Source organism: Bordetella sp. H567 (assembly GCF_001704295.1).
Taxonomy (GTDB): Bacteria; Pseudomonadota; Gammaproteobacteria; order Burkholderiales; family Burkholderiaceae_B; genus Bordetella_C.
Genome location: NZ_CP012334.1, coordinates 1,408,951 through 1,426,527, shown reverse-complemented (window position 1 = coordinate 1,426,527; position 17,577 = coordinate 1,408,951). Strand labels below are relative to the sequence as shown.

At 64.9% G+C, this 17,577-nt stretch carries 17 protein-coding genes; 9 read left to right on the top strand and 8 right to left on the bottom strand.

Going from position 1 to position 17,577, the window contains the following annotated elements; translation table 11 throughout:
• Positions 1 to 25 precede the first annotated feature (25 nt).
• From AKI39_RS06470 to AKI39_RS06455, 4 genes are all read left to right on the top strand, one after another.
• Entirely contained in the window at positions 26 to 826 is an 801-nt protein-coding gene (locus tag AKI39_RS06470; RefSeq protein WP_066633852.1) for an SDR family NAD(P)-dependent oxidoreductase, read from the top strand.
• 22 nt (positions 827 to 848) lie between these two features.
• Positions 849 to 1,760 (top strand): amidohydrolase family protein, encoded by a 912-nt coding sequence (locus AKI39_RS06465; RefSeq protein WP_083228658.1) that lies wholly within the window; start codon positions 849 to 851, stop codon positions 1,758 to 1,760.
• Positions 1,761 to 1,866: 106 nt separating this feature from the next.
• Positions 1,867 to 2,805 carry an SMP-30/gluconolactonase/LRE family protein gene (locus tag AKI39_RS06460; protein WP_066633850.1) on the top strand — a complete coding sequence of 313 codons (939 nt, stop codon included), beginning with the start codon at positions 1,867 to 1,869 and terminating at the stop codon, positions 2,803 to 2,805.
• A 121-nt stretch (positions 2,806 to 2,926) separates the two neighbouring features.
• Positions 2,927 to 3,844 carry an NAD(P)-dependent oxidoreductase gene (locus AKI39_RS06455; RefSeq protein ID WP_145925209.1) on the top strand — a complete coding sequence of 306 codons (918 nt, stop codon included), beginning with the start codon at positions 2,927 to 2,929 and terminating at the stop codon, positions 3,842 to 3,844.
• A gap of 55 nt (positions 3,845 to 3,899) precedes the next feature.
• Here the strand turns inward: AKI39_RS06455 and AKI39_RS06450 are convergent, their stop codons facing one another.
• Together AKI39_RS06450 and AKI39_RS06445 are read right to left on the bottom strand one after the other, a co-directional pair.
• Positions 3,900 to 4,946 (bottom strand): CobW family GTP-binding protein, encoded by a 1,047-nt coding sequence (locus AKI39_RS06450; protein WP_066633848.1) that lies wholly within the window; start codon positions 4,944 to 4,946, stop codon positions 3,900 to 3,902.
• A gap of 23 nt (positions 4,947 to 4,969) precedes the next feature.
• Positions 4,970 to 6,223, bottom strand: a complete 1,254-nt coding sequence (locus AKI39_RS06445) for an LVIVD repeat-containing protein (protein ID WP_201258554.1) — start codon at positions 6,221 to 6,223, stop codon at positions 4,970 to 4,972.
• 113 nt (positions 6,224 to 6,336) lie between these two features.
• Between AKI39_RS06445 and AKI39_RS06440 the strand changes: the two genes are divergently transcribed.
• From AKI39_RS06440 to AKI39_RS06430, 3 genes are read left to right on the top strand one after another with little or no spacing between them, the layout of a single operon-like run.
• Complete coding sequence (locus AKI39_RS06440; protein WP_066633846.1) at positions 6,337 to 7,305, top strand: Bug family tripartite tricarboxylate transporter substrate binding protein; 969 nt, start codon at positions 6,337 to 6,339, stop codon at positions 7,303 to 7,305.
• Positions 7,306 to 7,336: 31 nt separating this feature from the next.
• Positions 7,337 to 7,777 carry a GlcG/HbpS family heme-binding protein gene (locus tag AKI39_RS06435; protein ID WP_066633843.1) on the top strand — a complete coding sequence of 147 codons (441 nt, stop codon included), beginning with the start codon at positions 7,337 to 7,339 and terminating at the stop codon, positions 7,775 to 7,777.
• Positions 7,778 to 7,782: 5 nt separating this feature from the next.
• Positions 7,783 to 8,634, top strand: a complete 852-nt coding sequence (locus tag AKI39_RS06430) for a TetR/AcrR family transcriptional regulator (RefSeq protein WP_083228656.1) — start codon at positions 7,783 to 7,785, stop codon at positions 8,632 to 8,634.
• 12 nt (positions 8,635 to 8,646) lie between these two features.
• Here AKI39_RS06430 and AKI39_RS06425 read toward each other — a convergent pair whose 3' ends face one another.
• Entirely contained in the window at positions 8,647 to 9,087 is a 441-nt protein-coding gene (locus AKI39_RS06425) for a hypothetical protein (protein WP_066633841.1), read from the bottom strand.
• Between the two features lie 124 nt (positions 9,088 to 9,211).
• Between AKI39_RS06425 and glgX the strand changes: the two genes are divergently transcribed.
• Positions 9,212 to 11,401, top strand: coding sequence for a glycogen debranching protein GlgX (gene glgX, locus AKI39_RS06420; protein WP_066633839.1), 2,190 nt, complete (start codon positions 9,212 to 9,214; stop codon positions 11,399 to 11,401).
• Positions 11,402 to 11,498: 97 nt separating this feature from the next.
• Here the strand turns inward: glgX and AKI39_RS06415 are convergent, their stop codons facing one another.
• The 4 genes from AKI39_RS06415 to AKI39_RS06400 all read right to left on the bottom strand — a co-directional run bounded on the left by AKI39_RS06415 (position 11,499) and on the right by AKI39_RS06400 (position 14,890).
• Entirely contained in the window at positions 11,499 to 11,678 is a 180-nt protein-coding gene (locus tag AKI39_RS06415) for a CsbD family protein (RefSeq protein WP_066633837.1), read from the bottom strand.
• A gap of 122 nt (positions 11,679 to 11,800) precedes the next feature.
• On the bottom strand, positions 11,801 to 12,478 hold the full coding sequence (gene leuD, locus AKI39_RS06410; protein WP_066633835.1) for a 3-isopropylmalate dehydratase small subunit: 678 nt from the start codon (positions 12,476 to 12,478) through the stop codon (positions 11,801 to 11,803).
• Positions 12,475 to 13,893 carry a 3-isopropylmalate dehydratase large subunit gene (gene leuC / locus AKI39_RS06405; protein ID WP_066633833.1) on the bottom strand — a complete coding sequence of 473 codons (1,419 nt, stop codon included), beginning with the start codon at positions 13,891 to 13,893 and terminating at the stop codon, positions 12,475 to 12,477. Before leuC ends, leuD begins: the two co-directional genes overlap by 4 nt.
• A 40-nt stretch (positions 13,894 to 13,933) precedes the next feature.
• Positions 13,934 to 14,890 carry a tripartite tricarboxylate transporter substrate binding protein gene (locus tag AKI39_RS06400; protein WP_066633830.1) on the bottom strand — a complete coding sequence of 319 codons (957 nt, stop codon included), beginning with the start codon at positions 14,888 to 14,890 and terminating at the stop codon, positions 13,934 to 13,936.
• 99 nt (positions 14,891 to 14,989) lie between these two features.
• Here AKI39_RS06400 and AKI39_RS06395 point away from each other — a divergent pair, with 99 nt between their 5' ends.
• On the top strand, positions 14,990 to 15,904 hold the full coding sequence (locus AKI39_RS06395) for a LysR family transcriptional regulator (protein WP_066633828.1): 915 nt from the start codon (positions 14,990 to 14,992) through the stop codon (positions 15,902 to 15,904).
• Positions 15,905 to 16,240: 336 nt separating this feature from the next.
• Here AKI39_RS06395 and AKI39_RS06390 read toward each other — a convergent pair whose 3' ends face one another.
• Complete coding sequence (locus tag AKI39_RS06390) at positions 16,241 to 17,494, bottom strand: D-2-hydroxyacid dehydrogenase family protein (RefSeq protein WP_066633826.1); 1,254 nt, start codon at positions 17,492 to 17,494, stop codon at positions 16,241 to 16,243.
• Positions 17,495 to 17,577 lie beyond the last annotated feature (83 nt).

Below are 17,577 nucleotides of genomic sequence, written 5' to 3'. Positions count from 1 at the left end.
CAGCTGACGGCCTGGGAGACACGGCATGAGCGGAAGACTGCAAGACAAAGTGGCCATCGTGGTCGGCGCGGGATGTGTCGGCCCGGGCTGGGGCAACGGGCGCGCCGTCGCGGTGCGTTTCGCGCAGGAAGGCGCGCGTATTTTCGCGGTGGACAAGAACGCCGACGCAATGACGGAAACGCTGGAGCGCATACGCGCCGATGGCGGCGACGTCACCCCGTGGACCTGCGACGTCACCCGCGACGACGAAGTGGCCGCCATGGTCGAAGCCTGCCGCAAGCAGTACGGCCGGGTGGACATCCTGGTCAACAACGTGGGCGGTTCCGCCAAGGGCGGACCGGTGACGTTGTCCGAGGAAGTCTGGGACGCGCAGATCGCCTTCAACCTGAAGAGCGTGTTCCTGACCTGCAAGCACGTGCTGCCGCTGATGGAAGCGCAGGGCGGGGGGGCCATCGTCAATACGGCGTCGACCTCCGGCATCCGCTGGACCGGATCCGCACAGGTCGGCTACGCCTCGGCCAAGGCCGGCGTGATCCAGTTTTCGCGCGTCGTGGCGGTGGAGTACGCCAAGAAGAACATCCGCGTCAACACCGTCATCCCGGGCCAGATGCATACGCCGATGGTCGAGGTTCGCCTGGCCAAGCAGCGCGCGGGCGGCGATGTGGGCACCCTGCTGCAGCAGCGCCAGTCGCGCATTCCGCTGAACTTCATGGGCGACGGCCGGGATACCGCCAATGCGGCGCTGTTCCTCGCCTCGGAAGAGGCGCGCTTCATCACCGGCGCGGAAATCGTGGTCGACGGCGGCATGAGCGTGCGCTGCGACTAGGTCCGATTCGAACAGAGACGCCATGGCACAACAAGCCGCTAAACAGGATTCGCCGAACGGCGCGCGACCAGGCGCGAAAGGCGAGCAACAAGGCGCACAATCAAGCGCACAACAGGGCGCGCAAGCCGAAGACATCTGGGACAGCCATTTCCATGTCTTCGGCCCGTGGGACAGGTATCCCCTGCCGCCCAACCCCTCCTACCGCCCCGCCGAGGCGCCTTTCGACACGCTGCGCGCCCTGCACACCCGCATGGGCGTGACCCGCGGCGTGATCGTCCATGGCGCGAACTATGGCGACGATCATTCGGCGATGCTCGGCGCATTGATCGCCAGCCGCGGCGCCTACCGCGGGATCGCGATCATCGATCCCGATATTCCAGAGGCCACGCTGCGCACCATGCACGATGCGGGCGTGCGCGGCATCCGGTTCAACGTGCTGGCGCATTTGAGCGGCGGCGCCCCGCGCATCGATGCGGGGCGCATGCGCGCCGCCATTGCCCGTGTGGTTCCTTATGGCTGGCATGCCGTCATCCATGCCGGGCCGGACGACACCATCGCCGTCCTGGAAGCGCTGGATGGCTGCGGCGTGCCCGTGGTGGTGGATCACATGGCGCGCCTGCCGGCGGACGGCGGGCTGCAAACCGCAGCGGGACAGGCGCTGCTGCGCTGGCTGGCGTCGCCGGACGTCTGGATCAAGGTCTCCGGCGCGGACCGCGTGACCGCCGGGCAACCGGATCGCGCCATCGCGCTGATGCGGGCCTTGATCGCCGCCGCGCCAGACCGCGTGCTGTGGGGCAGCGATTGGCCTCATGTGAACATCCAATACGCGACGCCGGACGACGGCGGGCTGCTGGACTTGGCGCGGCAAGCCTGTGGCGATGCCGCCACACTACGGGCGCTGCTGACCACCAATCCGGCGCGGCTGTACGCCTGACGCGCCGTACGCCGCGTCACGGCACACCGGCGCGGAGCGGGACGATTCAGGCAGGGCCTGGCGCGCCATCACGCGCTTCATCCATCCGTCATCCGGAGCCTTCATCATGTGGGAACCCACGCAACGCTATCCCGATCCGGCCGTGCGCAGCTTGACGCCGGCCTTCAACGCCTTGCATCTGCCGCTCGCGGCGGTGGAACGCATTGCCACCGGCAGCCGTTGGGCCGAAGGCCCGGTCTGGTTCGGCGACGGCCGCTACCTGCTCTGGAGCGATATCCCCAACGACCGCATCATGCGCTGGGACGAAGCCACCGGACAGGTCGGGGTTTTTCGCGGGCCGTCGAATAATGCCAATGGCAATACACGCGATCGCCAAGGCAGGCTGATCACCTGCGAGCACGGCGGCCGGCGCGTCACGCGCACCGAATACGACGGCCGCATCACCGTGCTGGCCGATACCTACGAAGGCAAGCGCCTGAATTCACCGAACGACGTGGTGGTGAAGTCCGACGGATCGATCTGGTTCACCGACCCGCCCTTCGGCATCGTGGGCTACTACCAGGGTGAGAAGGCAGAGCAGGAACTGCCCGCCAACGTCTATCGCCTGGATCCGGACAGCGGCCGCCTTGACGTCGTGGCCGATGACGTCAACGGCCCGAACGGCCTGGCGTTTTCCCCCGACGAATCCAAGCTATACGTGATCGAGTCGCGCGCGCGGCCGCGTACCATCCGGGCATTCGATGTCACCGCGCAAGGTAGCCGGTTGGCGAATAGCCGCGTCCTGGTTGACGCAGGACCGGGCACGCCGGACGGCTTTCGCGTCGACATCCACGGAAACCTGTGGTGCGGCTGGGGCATGGGCACGCCGGAGCGGGACGGCGTCCGCGTGTTTTCCCCGGAGGGCGAGCCAATCGGCCACATCGGCCTGCCGGAGCGCTGCGCCAACCTGTGCTTCGGCGGCAAGCACCGGAACCGGCTGTTCATGGCCTCCTGCACGTCCATTTACTCCCTGTACGTCAATACCCAGGGCGTGGCGGGCGGTTAAGCCACGGCCCCGTGGCCCCGCCCGGCCGGCGCTATACTAGCTAAGTTATCGAAAGATCAACTAGCACGTTCGCCGGAGGGGCCGTCCCGCTGCGCGACCGCGCATAGCACGAGGACTGGCCGTGACCGCATCTTCCGCATCATCCTCCGCATCCACGACGTCCCGCCCCACGGTGGGCGTCTTGGGCATCGGCATCATGGGATCGGCGATTTCCGCGAATCTCGTCAAGGCCGGATTCCCGGTCGTGGGCTACGACCCGCTGCCGGCCGCGCGGGCCACGCTGGAAGCCACCGGCGGGAAAGTCGTGACCGTGCCCGAAGACGCCATCTGGCCGGCGCAGTTCCTGATCCTCTGCCTGCCCAACGACGCGGCGCTCTGCGACGTATCGCGGCAAATCGCCGCGGCCGGCGCGGAAGGACTGTGCGTGGCCGAGACCAGCACGCTGGCCATCCCAACCAAGCAGCAGGCCGCCGAGCTGCTGTCGGCGCGAGGCATCACCCTGCTGGACTGTCCCCTGTCGGGTACCGGCGCGCAAGCGGTCACCCGCGACCTGGCCGTCTATGCCAGCGGCCACGCCGCGGCGATCGAGGCAATGAAGGACGTCTTCGACGGCTTCGCCCGCGTCACCTACAACATCGGCGCCTTTGGCAACGGCATGCGCATGAAGCTGATGGCCAACTTGCTGGTCGCCATCCATAACATCTCCGCCGCGGAGGCCCTGTTGATGGGCCAGCGCATGGGCATCGATATGGACCTGGCCGTGCAGGTGCTATCCGACGGCGCCGGCGGTTCGCGCATGCTGCAGGTGCGTGGGCCCGCCATGAGCGCGGGCGCATGGGACGAGGCCACCATGAAGGTCTCTACCTGGCAGAAGGACATGAAGCTGATCGCGGCGGCACTGGCCGACGCCAACGTGCCGGCGCCGCTGTTCAGCGCCTGCATCCCGGTCTACAACGCGGCCATGGGCATGGGCCATGGGGACTCGGATACCGCGGCCGTGTACGACGTATTGGAAAGGATGTCGGCATTGCGCGGATAGGCCGCCCCGGGCGGATCTGCCCGATCACGGACCCATACGCCACGCCGCCCTTGGACTACGACCGTATGGCCCCGACCGCATCGAACAGGCCCCGTATCGCCGCGGCCTTGATATTGCGGGTAATGAAGACCAGGCGGGACCCATGGTCCTGGGTGGGCCAATCCTCCAGCGTGACAGGCGGATGCATGATGTGCTGCACCGCCTGCACCACCACCGGCTTGCCCTCCACGTTGACGATGCCCTTGACGCGCAGCAGGTCCACGCCGCGCATGCCGATCAGCATATCCATGGCCGCCGCGAACACGTCCCAGGTGAAGGGCGCATCGAAGCGCAAGGCCAGCGTATCGATGCCGGCATGGCGCGACGGTACCCGGTCGCCCAGGTAGCCGCCCTGTGCGGCCTCCGCCGGCGCCTCGTCGAACGCCGTCCCCAGGAAGCGCAATGCGCCTTCGCGCGAGCGCGCGCTGGTCAAACCGAGCCCCGTCAGTTCCGCGGGCTCGATCTGTCCCATGCTGGTGTGGCGCACCGCCGCGTTGCCGTTGATCGCGCGCAGCGACGCCATCAGTGCCTGCACGCTGGCGGGCTGGGCCAGGTCTTCCTTGGTGATCACCAGCAGATCGGCCACCGCCGCCTGCTTGACGGCCTCGGGCTGCGTGGCAAGCTGCTCCGGCCCGTTCACCGCATCGACCAGCGTCACCACGCCGTCCAGCCGATACTGCGCACCCAGCATCGTATCGCTGGCCAGGGTCTGGATGACCGGCGCCGGGTCGGCCAGCCCGGTGGTTTCGATGACGACGCGATCGAAATCCGCGATCTGGCCGGCGCGGCGCTGGCCGAAGAGCTCGCGCAGCGTCTCCTGCAGATCGGTGCGCACCGTGCAGCACAGGCAGCCGTTGGCGAGCAGGCTGACGTTCTCCGACGACGTCACAACGAGATCGTTGTCGATCCCGATCTCGCCGACCTCGTTGATCACCACCGCCACGCGATTCATGTCGGGATGCGTCAGCAGGCGCCGGATCAGCGTGGTCTTGCCGCTGCCCAGGAAGCCGGTGATAAGGGTGACGGGCAACTTGCCCGCCAGGGGATCGCGCTGATATGCCATGCGGAAAGCTCCGGCGCCGCCGGTCAGATGGTCAGCTCCAGGATGTACAGGCCGCCGGCGAAGCGGTCTATGGTGTAGACGATGCGGCGGTCGTCCACGTACACGTCGTTCAATTGAATGGCGCCGGCCGGCGACAGCTTGGGCGCGCCAGGCACATAGTAGGCGACCTCTTCCACATGATAAGGGTCGCTGGTGTCATAGACACGCACACCGCCGTTGAAGAAGGTACCGACGATGAGCGTATCGGATTGGAAAGAGACCGGCAGCGGCAGGTTCTCGTGCAGGTTATGCGCGCCGAAGCGGCCGCCGCGCTTGGCGAAGGCCTCCACCGGCGGCATCGGGAACGTGCCGATGGGCAGCGGATGCGCCTCGGACTTGGCGTTCACCACCCAGACCAGCTTGGGCCAGTCCGCGCCATCGTCCTGCACGCATTCGTCGCTGACGATCCACAGGTCGCGCTCGAACAAGGGCAGCACGGTGTGCGTGAAGCCGTTGTTCGGCGGCGAATGGTTCCAGCTGGAAACCACCTTGATGTTCGACTTGTCCGAGATGTCCAGCACGAAGGCGCCCCCGTCGATATAGCCGACATAGGCGCGGTCCGGACGCTGCGGGAATACGTTGGTATTGTGCGCGCGAAAGCCCGTGTCGAACTTTTCCGGCAGGCGCTGCGGCTGCGGCTCCTTGTCGCCTACCCGGGTGCCGGGATACCACCAGCGTCCGGCCTCCACCGGCTTGGCGGGATAGCTGACGTCGACGATGCGGTAGAACTGGTCGTCCTTGGGATTGTGCGGCTGGAAGTCCGGCGCGCCGGAGGCCATGTGCACGGTCTTGCCGTCGACGAACCACAGCGCGTGCACGCCGCGCGAATACGGGCCGGAACAGTCGAAGTGCGAAATCAGCCGGGGCTGCTCTGGCACGGAAATATCGAAAAGGTCGAAACCCGCGGGTTTCATGCCCGGGGACTGCACCTGGTAGGCCACGGCCATCAGGTTGCCGCACACGTCCAGCGAATTGGATCGCACCTTCATATGCGGCAATTCGGTCTGCACCACCATTTTTGGCTGGCGCGGATCGGTGACGTCGACGGCGGTGAAATTCTTGGGGGCCGATTCGTGCGCCATCCACAGGATGCGGCGCCCGTCGCCGGTCTGCTGCATGGCGATGCCTTCGCCCAGTCCGCCAAAGCCTTCCAGCTCGTGTTGAGCCAACAGTTTCATATTGTGCGCCAGGGTCTGGTCGGCGCGGCCGGCCTGGCTGGGACTGCTGAAGGTTGCCATGAGTTTTCCCAATGGAGTATTTCGCGATTGCTTTCTAATTTATCGATCGATAGTATATCCCGCAAAGGCGCCGCACAGAACGGTGTCGCCCATATACCACCAGGAGACAACGAATGTACCGCCGAATCCCGACCCGCACGGTCGCGGCCTTGCTGTTCGCCCTTTGGGCGAACCTCGCCGCGGCTGCCTTCCCCGATCGCCCCGTACACCTCGTCGTCACCTTCCCGCCCGGCGGCGCCTCCGACCTGATGGCGCGTATCCTCGGCCAGCGCCTGGGCGACGTCTGGAAACAGCCGGTGATCGTCGACAACAAGCCGGGCGCGGCGGGCTCCCTGGGCACGGAATACGCGGCTCGCCAGCCCGCCGACGGCTACACCTTCATGATGGGGAATATGGGCCCGACCCTGGTCAATCCCCTATTGAGCAAGGTGCCGTACAACATGGAGCGCGACTTCATCCCCGTGTCCCTGGTCGCCACGGGCCCCGTGGTGCTGGTGGTGAACCCCAAATCCCCGTTCCGCACGCTGCACGATGTGATCCAGGCCGCGAAGGCGAAACCGGGCGCGCTGAACTTTGGCTCCGGCGGGGCCGGCACCCTGGCCCATCTGAGCGGCGAAATGCTGGACGAAGCGGCCGGCATCAAGATGCAGCATGTGCCCTACAAGGGCGGAGTCGCCGCGGTCAACGATGTCCTGGGCGGCCAGATCGATATGATTTTCGCCGACACCCAGGCCGTGATGCAGTACATCAAGGCGGGCAAGCTGCGCCCGCTGGCGATCACCAGCGCGCAACGCTTTCCCCAGCTGCCCGACGTACCCACCGTGGCCGAAAGCGGTTTGCCCGGCATGGTGGCCTTGAATTCCTGGGGCGTTTATCTGCCGGCCAACACGCCCGCCGACGTGGTGGCCAGCTATCGGCAAGCGCTCGACCGGGCCATGTCCGATCCCGCCCTGGTCAAGCTTTACTATGACCTGGGCGTGGACGCCATGCATACCAGCACCGAAGAACTGGTACGCTTCAATCGCTCCGAAACCGTCAAGTACGCGAAAATCATCAAGGACAAGGGCATACGCGTGGATTGAACGCGATGCCGCCACTCGGGAGAAATGCAGGATGAGCAATGTGCTTCTGGAACAGGCCGACCGCATCGCGGACGAGGCCCTGAAGCAGGGACGCGAGCGCGGCTTCGCGCCGCTGACGGTCGCCGTCATGGACGCCGGCGGGCATCTGGTGGTGCTCAAGCGCGCGGACAACTCCGGCATCATGCGGCCCCAGCTGGCCATGGCCAAGGCGTGGGGCGTCCTGGGCATGGGGCTGGGCGGCCGCGAACTGGCGCGCCGCGCCCAGGGCGCGCCGGCGTTCTTCGCGGCGCTGAACACGATCTCGGATGGCCGGCTGGCCCCCGTCGCGGGCGGCGCGCTGATTCGCGATGCCGCGGGCCAGGTGATCGGCTCCATCGGCATTTCCGGGGATACCTCGGACAATGACGAACTGTGCCTGATCCCGGCGGTGCGCGCCGCGGGCTTGACGCCCGATACGGGGGACCCGCTGTAGTCATCATGGTGTCGACGATCAAACCCGCACGCGCGGCGCGATCCGCCTCGCCTGCGAAGGCCACATCCGCCCCAGCCGGAAAAACCACCCGGGCGCGAGCTACCACGAAGACCGCGCCCAGGTCGCCGGCGCCGGAGGCCGCCGCGCGGGCGGCGAAGGCCCCCGCCACGCCTGAAAAGAAACAGCGCCTGCGCGCCGCGGAACGCGAGCAGCAGATCCTGCACGGCGCCATCCGTTATTTCTCCGAAAAGGGCTTCGCCGGCCACACGCGCGAACTCTCGCAACGCCTGGGGATCACGCAGCCCTTGCTTTACCGGTATTTCAAGTCCAAGCAGGATTTGATCGACAAGGTCTACCTGCACGTCTTCATGGGCCGGTGGCAGCCGCAGTGGGTGACCCTGCTGCGCGATCGCGCCGTGCCGCTGCAGGAAAGGCTGGTCCGCTTCTACCGCGACTATGCGCGGGCCACCTACCAGCCCGAGTGGATACGCATCTACATGTTCGCGGGCCTGGAAAGCAGCGGGCTGAACAGGCGCTACCTGCAGGTGATCAAGAAAGACCTGCTCGCGCCCTGCTGCCAGGAACTGCGCGACTATTGCGGCGTCCCGGACGATACGCCCGTCTCCGAACAGGAAATCGAGTTCTATTGGACGCTGCACGACGGGCTGTTCTACACCGCGATCCGCGAGACCATCTATCAATCGCCGATGGAAGTGTCCTTCGACGACAAGGTGCGCTGGGCCGTGGAAAATTTCCTGGCGGGCGCCAGGACGGTCTATCCGCGCCTGGTCCGTGAAGCGCGCAAGCCGCGCGCGGAGGCCAAGTCCGGCAAGACGCGGCGGGCGGCCGCCGTCTGACGGCCCAGGCCCTCAACGATCCAGCGTCTCGGTGCCTTCCGGACCGCGCAATTCATCCGTGCCGTCGGCCAGGGTGATGAACAGCGGGGGCGCCGACATCGAATGCACGGATGCCTCCGCCGCGCTGTCAGGCAATTGCTGGAACAGGCCGTCCACATAAAGGAAAGTCAGCTGGCTGGCCAGGTGCCGCAGCGCACTGCCCAGGTCCGGCAAGTCCTGCCCCTGGATGGCCCCCTGATCCAGGCGATAGCCGTAGCGGCCTTGTTCCTCGAACAAATCGCCGACCTCGATGACTTTTCCGGCGGCATTCTGGATATACAAACGGCCGGCCGCCGCGGACAAGGCAAATTGATGCGCCGCGGGCGTGCCGTCCTGCAGCTGCTTCGCGTCCATGGGGGACTCGACGCCCAACTCCATCGCCAGGCCGCGCATGGTGTCTTTCATGGTGTTCATTGCCTATCTCCGGTTGCCTGCGGCGGGCCGCAATCCCCATTCCCGCAGTGGGCATGCTGATTGCTCCCTAAGCCCCGCCGCCTGCTCATCCGTTCGCGCGGCAAAAATCCCCCGGAGCTTTACCATGACCGACCAGCCACGTATTACCGAAGGCTCGCCATTCCCCCTGGGCGCCACCTGGGATGGCGAAGGCGTGAACTTCGCCTTGTTTTCCGCGCACGCCACGCGAGTGGAGGTCTGCCTGTTCGACCGTACCGGCCAAAAACAGATCGAGTGCATCGAGTTGCCCGAATTCACGGATGAGGTCTGGCACGTTCACGTGCGCGACCTGGAGCCGGGCACGGTCTACGCCTACCGCGTGCACGGACCCTACGAGCCGGAAAACGGCCATCGCTTCAACCCCCACAAGCTCCTTCTGGACCCCTATGCCAAGGCCTATGTCGGCGAACTGAAATGGGACCCGGCCGTGTTCGGCTACACCATCGGCGGCGAGGACGGCGATCTCGGTTTGGACGGACGGGACAGTGCGCCGTTCATGCCGAAATGCCAGGTCGTCGACCAGCGCTTCAGCTGGGAACACCCGACGCGCGTGCGCGTGCCGTGGGAGCAGACCATCTTCTACGAAACCCACGTACGCGGCTATACCAAGCGCCACCCCGCCGTGCCGGAATCCATGCGCGGCACCTTCGAAGGCCTGGGCCAGAAGGCGGTCATCGACCACATCAAGGCCCTGGGCGTCACCTCCGTGGAACTGTTGCCCATCCACGCTTTCGTCAATGACAGCCATCTGCTGGACAAGGGACTGACCAACTATTGGGGCTACAACACCATCGGCTTTTTCGCGGCCGACCCGCGCTATTTCGCGCGGGGGCCCGGCGTGATCACCGAACTGAAGCAGATGATCGACCGCTTCCATGAAGCGAACCTGGAAGTCATCCTGGACGTGGTCTACAACCATACGGCCGAGGGGAGCGAACTGGGCCCGACGCTGTCCTTCCGCGGCATCGACAACGCGTCCTACTACCGCCTGCTGCCGGACCAGAAGCGCTATTACATCAACGATACGGGCACCGGCAATACGCTGAACCTGTCCCATCCGCGGGTGCTGCAGATGGTCATGGACAGCCTGCGCTACTGGGTCACCGAGATGAACGTGGACGGTTTCCGCTTCGACCTCGCGACCATCCTGGCCCGCGAGCCGGGCGGCTTCGACTACGAGAGCGGCTTCCTGAAGGCCTGCCGCCAGGATCCCATCCTGTCGAGCGTAAAACTGATCGCCGAGCCCTGGGATTGCGGCCCGGGCGGCTACCAGGTGGGCGGCTTTCCGCCGGGATGGGCGGAATGGAACGACCGATTCCGCGACTGCGTACGCGCCTACTGGAAGGGCGACGAGGGTGTCGCCGCCGAACTGGCCGCGCGCATCACCGCATCGGGCGACAAGTTCAACCACAACGGGCGCAGCCCCTGGGCCAGCGTCAACTTCATCACCGCCCACGACGGCTTCACGCTGCACGACCTGGTTTCCTACAACGACAAGCACAACGAGGCCAATGGCGAGGAGAACCGCGACGGGCATTCCGACAACCGCTCCTGGAACTGCGGCGCGGAGGGCCCGACGGACGAGGCGGAAATCCGGGCGCTGCGTGAGCGGCAGAAGCGCAACCTGCTGGCCACGCTGCTGTTTTCCCAGGGCACGCCCATGCTGCTGGCCGGCGATGAATTCGGCCGCACCCAGCAGGGCAACAATAACGCCTACTGCCAGGACAACGACATCAGCTGGGTGGACTGGGACATCGGCGAAGAGGGGCACGCGCTGATCGAGTTCACGCGCAAGCTGACGACGCTGCGGCACACCTTGCCGGTGTTGCGCCGGGGACGCTTCCTGACGGGGGAGTTCGACGAATTTATGGATGTCGCGGACGTGCGCTGGATCAGCCCGGCCGGCGTGGATATCTCGGATGAGCAGTGGTGCGATCCGGCCATGCGCTGCTTCGGCCTGATCATCGATGGGCGCGCGCGCGCGACGGGCATCCGCCGTCCAGCGTCCGACGCGACGCTGATGCTGGTCTTCAATGCCTATCACGACGTGGTCGAGTTCACGGTGCCGGAAATTCCGGGCAGCGATCAATGGACATGCATGATCGACACCAATGCCCCGATCCGTACCGAGCTTCCCAGCTTCGGATCCGGCGATGTCTACCAGGTCACGGGTCGCTCGCTGCTGCTGTTCACGCTGCAGACCAAGGGGCAGACGGGCGAGGTACTGGAAAACCTGCAGGAGGCGATGGTGGACGAAGAAGCGCCCGGCGCCTGAAGCCGGGCAAGGACAAGGGCGGCCGGGGCCGCCCTTGTTCAACGGGTTCGCCGTACGCGCGGCGCGTACGGCGAGCGTCTATTGGCTGGACTACGACTTAGGGCTGGTTCTTCTTGACGTCTTCGCGCACGTCGCCGGCCGCCTTCTGCGCCTTGCCGACACCTTGCTGGACGTCGCCCTTCAGCTCCTGGCTCTTGTTTCCGGTGGCCTTGCCCACGGTCTCGTTAACCTTGCCCTTGACCTGCTCGCCCACGCCTTTTACCTGGTCCTTGTTCATCGCTGCACTCCTTTCAAGAAACGCCGGAATTGGCGCATGAACCAAGGTTCAGCAAGGGGCATGCCCGGCAGTTCCCATGAGGATGCGCGCCGCATGGACGCGCGGGCGACGCCATGGCTGCTTCATGGCTGAGCAAATGGCGGCGGTGATGCCGGACCGTCATGGGAAAGCCGTTCCCGCGTCATGGCGGCAACGTCCTTCAGCCACGGTTGCCGTTGCCAATGGCCGGCGGCAAAGCCCTTGATCTGTTCCTCGTAGGTCAAGGACAGGCCGATGTTGTCCAGACCCTCCAGGAACATGCGCCTGTGCTGCGACACCAGGTCGAACTCCGCGCGCACGCCGCGGCTTTGCAGTGTCTGCGCGGCGACGTCGATCCTGACGGTGTTATGCAAAGGCTCATCCGCGTCGGCCATCAGCCGCGCGATGTCATCTGCCGGGAGGGTAACCAGCAGCAGGCGGTTGTTCATCGCGTTGGAGAAAAAGATCTCCGCGAAACTGCAGGCCACGACCGCCTTGATGCCAAATTGCTGAAGTCCCCACACGGCGTGTTCGCGGCTGGAGCCACAACCGAAATTGGAGCCGCCGACCAAGATGGAGACACCGGCATAGGCATCTCGATTCAACACGAAATCCGGACAAGGCCGTCCCTGCGCGTCAAAGCGCAGGTCGTACAGCAGCCCCTCCTTCAGACCGGACTTGTCGATGCCGCGCAGGAATTGCTTCGGCATGATCTGGTCGGTGTCCAGGTTCTCGATACGCAGGGCAGCGGCGCGCCCTTCGATGACAGTGGACTGGGTCATGGGCGCGACTCCTTCAATTGGCGCACATCGGTGATGCGGCCGGTGGTTGCCGCCGCCGCGGCCATGGCCGGGCTCATGAGATGCGTGATGGCGCCCCGGCCCTGCCGTCCCTCGAAGTTGCGGTTCGTGGTCGACGCGCAGCGCACGCCATCGCCGAGCACGTCGTCATTCATCGCCAGGCACATGGAGCAGCCCGCATTGCGCCATTCGAAGCCCGCGTCGATGAAGACCTTGTCCAGCCCTTCCGACTCCGCGGCGACTCTCACGGCCCCCGAGCCGGGCACCACCATGGCCCGCACACCCTCGGCAACGTGACGGCCCCGCACGACTGCCGCGGCGGCACGCAGGTCCTCGATGCGGCCATTGGTGCATGACCCGATGAAGACGTGCTGTACGGGGGTTCCCTCGATGGCGGCGCCGGCACCCATGCGGGTGTATTCCATGGCCCGCGCGGCGCTGTCGCGCGCCACCGCGTCGTCCATCTGGTTCGGGCAAGGCACATGCCCATCGATGGCGACGACCTGGTCGGGACTCGTGCCCCATGTGACCTGCGGCGCGATCGTCCCTGCATCGATCGTGTAGCAGGCATCAAAGTCTGCCCCTTCGTCCGAACGCAGATCCGCCCAGGCCTCCAGCGCCGCGTGCCGGCAGGCCCCGCCCAGATCCGGCGCACGCGCCATCACGTAGTCGATGGCTTTCTGGTCGGGCGCGATCAGCGCGCCACGCGCGCCGGCCTCCACGATCATGTTGCACAGCGTGAAGCGCGCCTCGATGGAAAGCGCCGCGACCGCGCTGCCGCTGTATTCGACGACGTAGCCGCGGGCGCCTTGGGCGCCGATCCGGCCGATGATGGCCAGCACCAGGTCCTTGCCCGTAACGCCGAATCCCAATTCGCCGTCGACGCGGATGTGCATGGTCTGCGCCACACGATAGACCAAGGTCTGCGTGGCAAGCACATGCTCGACCTCGGTCGTGCCGATGCCGAAGCCCAGTGCCCCCAAGGCGCCGTAGGTCGTCGTGTGGCTGTCGCCGCAGATCACGACCATGCCCGGCCTGATCATGCCGTGCTCGGGTGCGACCACATGTTCGATTCCCTGCAAGGCGTCGTTCGTGTCGAAGAGCGGGATATCGAACGTGTCGCAGTTCCGCTTCAAGGTAAGGGCCTGTAGCGCCGACGCGGGATCGGCGATGACGCGCGGCCTTGCCGGATGGGTCGGAATGATGTGGCTGACCATGGCCACGTTCTGCCCGGGCATGGCCACGCCCCGGCCTTGCTCGCGCAGTCCCGCGAAAGCCTCCGGGCTGGTGTACTCGTTCATCAGGTGCAAGTCGCAGAAAAGCAGGATGTTCTGCTCGTCCAGCTTTGCCACCGTGTGCGCGTCGATGAGCTTTTGGTAGAGGGTTCGTGGAGACATTTGGCGTAGGGTGAAGGCAGGGAAAGACCTCGGACCGGCATCACTGCATCGTGATGCCGCTTTTTTTGATCAGTTGTGCCCATTGGGGCATTTCGGTTTGCAGGCGCGCGCGGGCTTCGGACGGCGACGAGGGGATGGCGTCGAAGCCTTCGCGCGTCATGCGATCCATCATCGTCGGCGCGGCAAGGACTTTCCCGAGCGTGCTATTTAGCTTGTCGATGACGGGCGCCGGTGTGCCGGCTGGCGCGAACACCATGAACCACGTCTCGAATGCATAGTCGGGCAGTCCCGCCTCGGCGATGGTGGGCACGTCCGGCATCAGGGGCGATCGCTTGCGCCCCGTGACGCCCAGGGCACGGACCTTGCCGGCCTCCACCTGGCCACGCGCGGCGGAAAGGACCGGGAAGCACAGCTGCACTTGGCCGCCGATCGTGTCGATCAGGGCCGGGCCACCGCCGCGATAGGGAATGTGGGCGATGTCCACCCCGGCGACCGACTTGAACAGCTCGGCGGCCATATGGAAGGTGCTGCCGGGGCCGGCGGATGCGTAGCTCAATTTTCCCGGCTCGCGTTTCGCCAGGTCGACCAATTCCTTGACGCTCTTGGCGGGTACCTCGTTGTTGACCACCAGCACATGCTGCGACGATGCCACCATGCTGATGGGGGCCAGATCCTTCAAGGTGTCGTAAGGCATGTGGGAGAACAGCGCCGGATTGATCGCCAGCGAGACGGTCTGCAGGCCGATGGTGTAGCCGTCGGGGGCGGCCTTGGCCACGGCGTCCACGCCCACATTGCCGCCCGCGCCTCCCCTGTTTTCGATGACGACTGGCCGGCCCAGCGTCTTGCCCCATTCGTCGCTGATCATGCGGGCGACGATGTCGGCACTGCCGCCCGGCGCGTAGGGCACGATGAGTTTGACGGGACGATCGGGATATTGCGCGGCGGCCGAAGCGCAAATCGCCAGCGTGGCAACAAGGGGAAGCAAACGGCGGAACATGGTGTCTCCCTTTATGGTTTCTTGTGTGGTTAATATTAATAGTGAATTACAGCAATATAGTTCCGTCCAGAGTAGTTGTTTGATTCTTACAGGTTAATAATGAGTTCGCTTTCGGACCTGGAGTTCTTTTCGATCGTCGCCAAGCACAGCAACCTGCGGGAAGTCGCGCAGCAATTGGGCATCACGCCCCCTGCGGTCAGCAAGCGGCTGGCCGCCGTGGAGCGCAGGCTGGGCGTACGCCTTCTGCAGCGTACGACGCGGCGCGCCAGCCTGACGCCGGAAGGGGAAACCTATCTGGTGGAAGGCGCGAGGGTGCTGGAGGAACTCGAGGCGCTGGAGCGCAAGGTAGCGGGCTCGCACGCCACCCCGCGCGGCATCCTGCGCGTGGTCAGTACCTTGGGGTTCGGGCGCAGGCACATCTCGTCCGTCCTCTCGGACTTCGCGCGGCGCTATCCGGAAGTCGAAGTCCAGCTGACGCTGACGGACCGGCCAGTCAATCCGATCGAACAAGGCTTCGATCTGCAGGTTCGCGTCGGCGAGCTGCGCGACTCCACCCTGACTGCGCGGCTCCTGGCTCATAACCGGCGGGTCCTGGGTGCGGCCAGGTCCTATCTGGACAAGCATGGACAGCCCGCCACGCCGCGCGAACTGGCGCAGCACGCCTGCCTGTTCATCCAGGAAAGCGACGAGACGTTCGGCACCTGGCACCTGAGGTCAGGCACCCATGCCGAGACGGTGAAGGTGCGCGGCCCGCTAGCCTGCAACGATGGCGAATGTGTCGTCAGCTGGGCGCTGGACGGGCATGGGATCCTGATGCGCTCGCTATGGGAGATCGCCCCCTTGCTGCGATCCGGCCGGCTGCAACGCGTGCTGTCCAAGTGGGACTTGCCGCCCGCGGATATTTACGCGGTATTCCCCACGCGCAGCCACTTGTCGGCCAAGACGCGCGCGCTGGTGGAGTTTCTGATGGATGCCTTCGAGCCGCATCGGCGCGGCGCGGATGGCCGGTGGTAGGGAAGACACGGCAGGCCACCGTATCGTATGGCCCGCCCTACACGATTCGAACGTGTGACCGCTCGCTCGGATAGCGGGCAGTCACCGGCCCGTCAGCTGTCGAAGTTCACCTAATTTAGATTTCCACGTCCGTACAGATCAACGACTTGGAGAAAGCGCGTCACCCAATTTGGAATTGGCGCGTCAATGAAGTTGGAATTTTGCGAGCGAAATTTCACGCACTCTGGAACTTTGCGAGCGCACACTTCAACGCCTGCTATCGGCCAGAAGCAGTCATTCGATATCCCATCCTGTATATCCCTTCCCGGCGGCGAAAGCGTTGCCCTGAAATTCAAGCTAAGGCTGCGAACTCCCCATCGGCCTGCCACGACTAACGCGCAAATGGGCGGCGCCGGCCTCGCTGACCTTCACCTCGGCAACGCCACCTGGTGAATGGATGCGGGTCAGATAACCTCGCGAGTTGGCTTCTTCCCAAACCGGCAGGCGAGGGCACGAGGTGCGCCAGGCTTCGATGACCTCGCTGTAAGGTCGTGCATAAGGTCCGATCCATTCCAGAAGATCAAGGATCAGAGGCTCGACGACATCGTATGAGTCCGGTTCGGCGTGACCGAACCGAGCCTGAGCAAGCACCTCTGGATTGACAACGTGGATCGGGCGTCCGGCAGCAAAGGACACAATCTGCTCGAAAATGTCGGAGAACTGGAGCTCGAACTCGTCTTCTGTCACGTAGCCGATATGGGGAGTACACACCACGCTGGGCATGCGCAGCAGTGGATGCCGCGGATCCCGCAGCGGCTCTATATCGTAGACATCCACGGCCGCCATGCCGGGCCGTCCGGCGTGCAATGCCCGCTCCAGCGCGCCCGGCGCAATCAATCCAGCACGACTGGTGTTCACAAGCAGGGCTGTGGGCTTCATCCCACCCAAGTCTTCCGCCGTCACGATGCCACGGGTTGCCGGCACTAAGCGCATGTGCAGTGAAAGCACGTCGCAAGTTTCGAAAAAAGTCTGCTTGTCGGGCGCGATGTCCCAGCCATCTTCGCGGGCACGCTGCAGCGACGTCTCGCTGGCCCAGATCAATACCTTCATCCCGAAAGCCGCACCGTAGCGTGCCACCTCGGCGCCGATGCGGCCATATCCGTAAATGCCTAGCGTTCGCCCTCGCAAGGTCTTGCCCACACCGATCTGCCAGCGGCCGTCCTGCAGTGCCCGCATTTGTTGCGGAATCTGGCGCATGGCGGCGAGGATCAATCCCCAAGTCAACTCGGCTGCGGCATAAGACGGGGTATCGGCATGCGGGTTCGAGGAAACGATCACACCATGCGTGGTACAGGCATCGATATCGATATGTGGAAAGACGCTACGCTGGCTGATCAACTGCAATTTCGGCAGCCGGGCGATGAGCGGTGCCCGGATCTGCGTACGCTCGCGGATTAGAACAAGCATTTCGGTATCGCGTAGGCGTTCGGCCAGCGCATCCGTCTCCTGCACGTGATCGTTCCATATGGTCACGGTATGTCCGTCCAGTTTGCGGAAACATGGCAGGCCGCGCAGCGTGTCGAAATAATCGTCCAGAATGGTGATATTCATAATCAGCCTTTCTCTTACCTGGACTCATATCTTGAGCTCTTCAGGACAGAGGGTAAAACGAAATTATTTCTTAGATTAACAAA

Excerpts from the sequence above, each read along its gene's own strand:
- AKI39_RS06435 (WP_066633843.1), top strand. The coding sequence starts at position 7,337 with ATGAGCAATGTGCTTCTGGAACAGGCCGACCGCATCGCGGACGAGGCC.
- AKI39_RS06465 (WP_083228658.1), top strand. The coding sequence starts at position 849 with ATGGCACAACAAGCCGCTAAACAGGATTCGCCGAACGGCGCGCGACCA.
- leuD (WP_066633835.1), bottom strand. The coding sequence starts at position 12,478 with ATGACCCAGTCCACTGTCATCGAAGGGCGCGCCGCTGCCCTGCGTATC.
- AKI39_RS06440 (WP_066633846.1), top strand. The coding sequence starts at position 6,337 with ATGTACCGCCGAATCCCGACCCGCACGGTCGCGGCCTTGCTGTTCGCC.
- AKI39_RS06460 (WP_066633850.1), top strand. The coding sequence starts at position 1,867 with ATGTGGGAACCCACGCAACGCTATCCCGATCCGGCCGTGCGCAGCTTG.
- AKI39_RS06415 (WP_066633837.1), bottom strand. The coding sequence starts at position 11,678 with ATGAACAAGGACCAGGTAAAAGGCGTGGGCGAGCAGGTCAAGGGCAAG.
- glgX (WP_066633839.1), top strand. The coding sequence starts at position 9,212 with ATGACCGACCAGCCACGTATTACCGAAGGCTCGCCATTCCCCCTGGGC.
- AKI39_RS06450 (WP_066633848.1), bottom strand. The coding sequence starts at position 4,946 with ATGGCATATCAGCGCGATCCCCTGGCGGGCAAGTTGCCCGTCACCCTT.
- leuC (WP_066633833.1), bottom strand. The coding sequence starts at position 13,893 with ATGTCTCCACGAACCCTCTACCAAAAGCTCATCGACGCGCACACGGTG.
- AKI39_RS06390 (WP_066633826.1), bottom strand. The coding sequence starts at position 17,494 with ATGAATATCACCATTCTGGACGATTATTTCGACACGCTGCGCGGCCTG.
- AKI39_RS06395 (WP_066633828.1), top strand. The coding sequence starts at position 14,990 with ATGAGTTCGCTTTCGGACCTGGAGTTCTTTTCGATCGTCGCCAAGCAC.
- AKI39_RS06400 (WP_066633830.1), bottom strand. The coding sequence starts at position 14,890 with ATGTTCCGCCGTTTGCTTCCCCTTGTTGCCACGCTGGCGATTTGCGCT.
- AKI39_RS06430 (WP_083228656.1), top strand. The coding sequence starts at position 7,783 with ATGGTGTCGACGATCAAACCCGCACGCGCGGCGCGATCCGCCTCGCCT.
- AKI39_RS06425 (WP_066633841.1), bottom strand. The coding sequence starts at position 9,087 with ATGAACACCATGAAAGACACCATGCGCGGCCTGGCGATGGAGTTGGGC.
- AKI39_RS06470 (WP_066633852.1), top strand. The coding sequence starts at position 26 with ATGAGCGGAAGACTGCAAGACAAAGTGGCCATCGTGGTCGGCGCGGGA.
- AKI39_RS06445 (WP_201258554.1), bottom strand. The coding sequence starts at position 6,223 with ATGGCAACCTTCAGCAGTCCCAGCCAGGCCGGCCGCGCCGACCAGACC.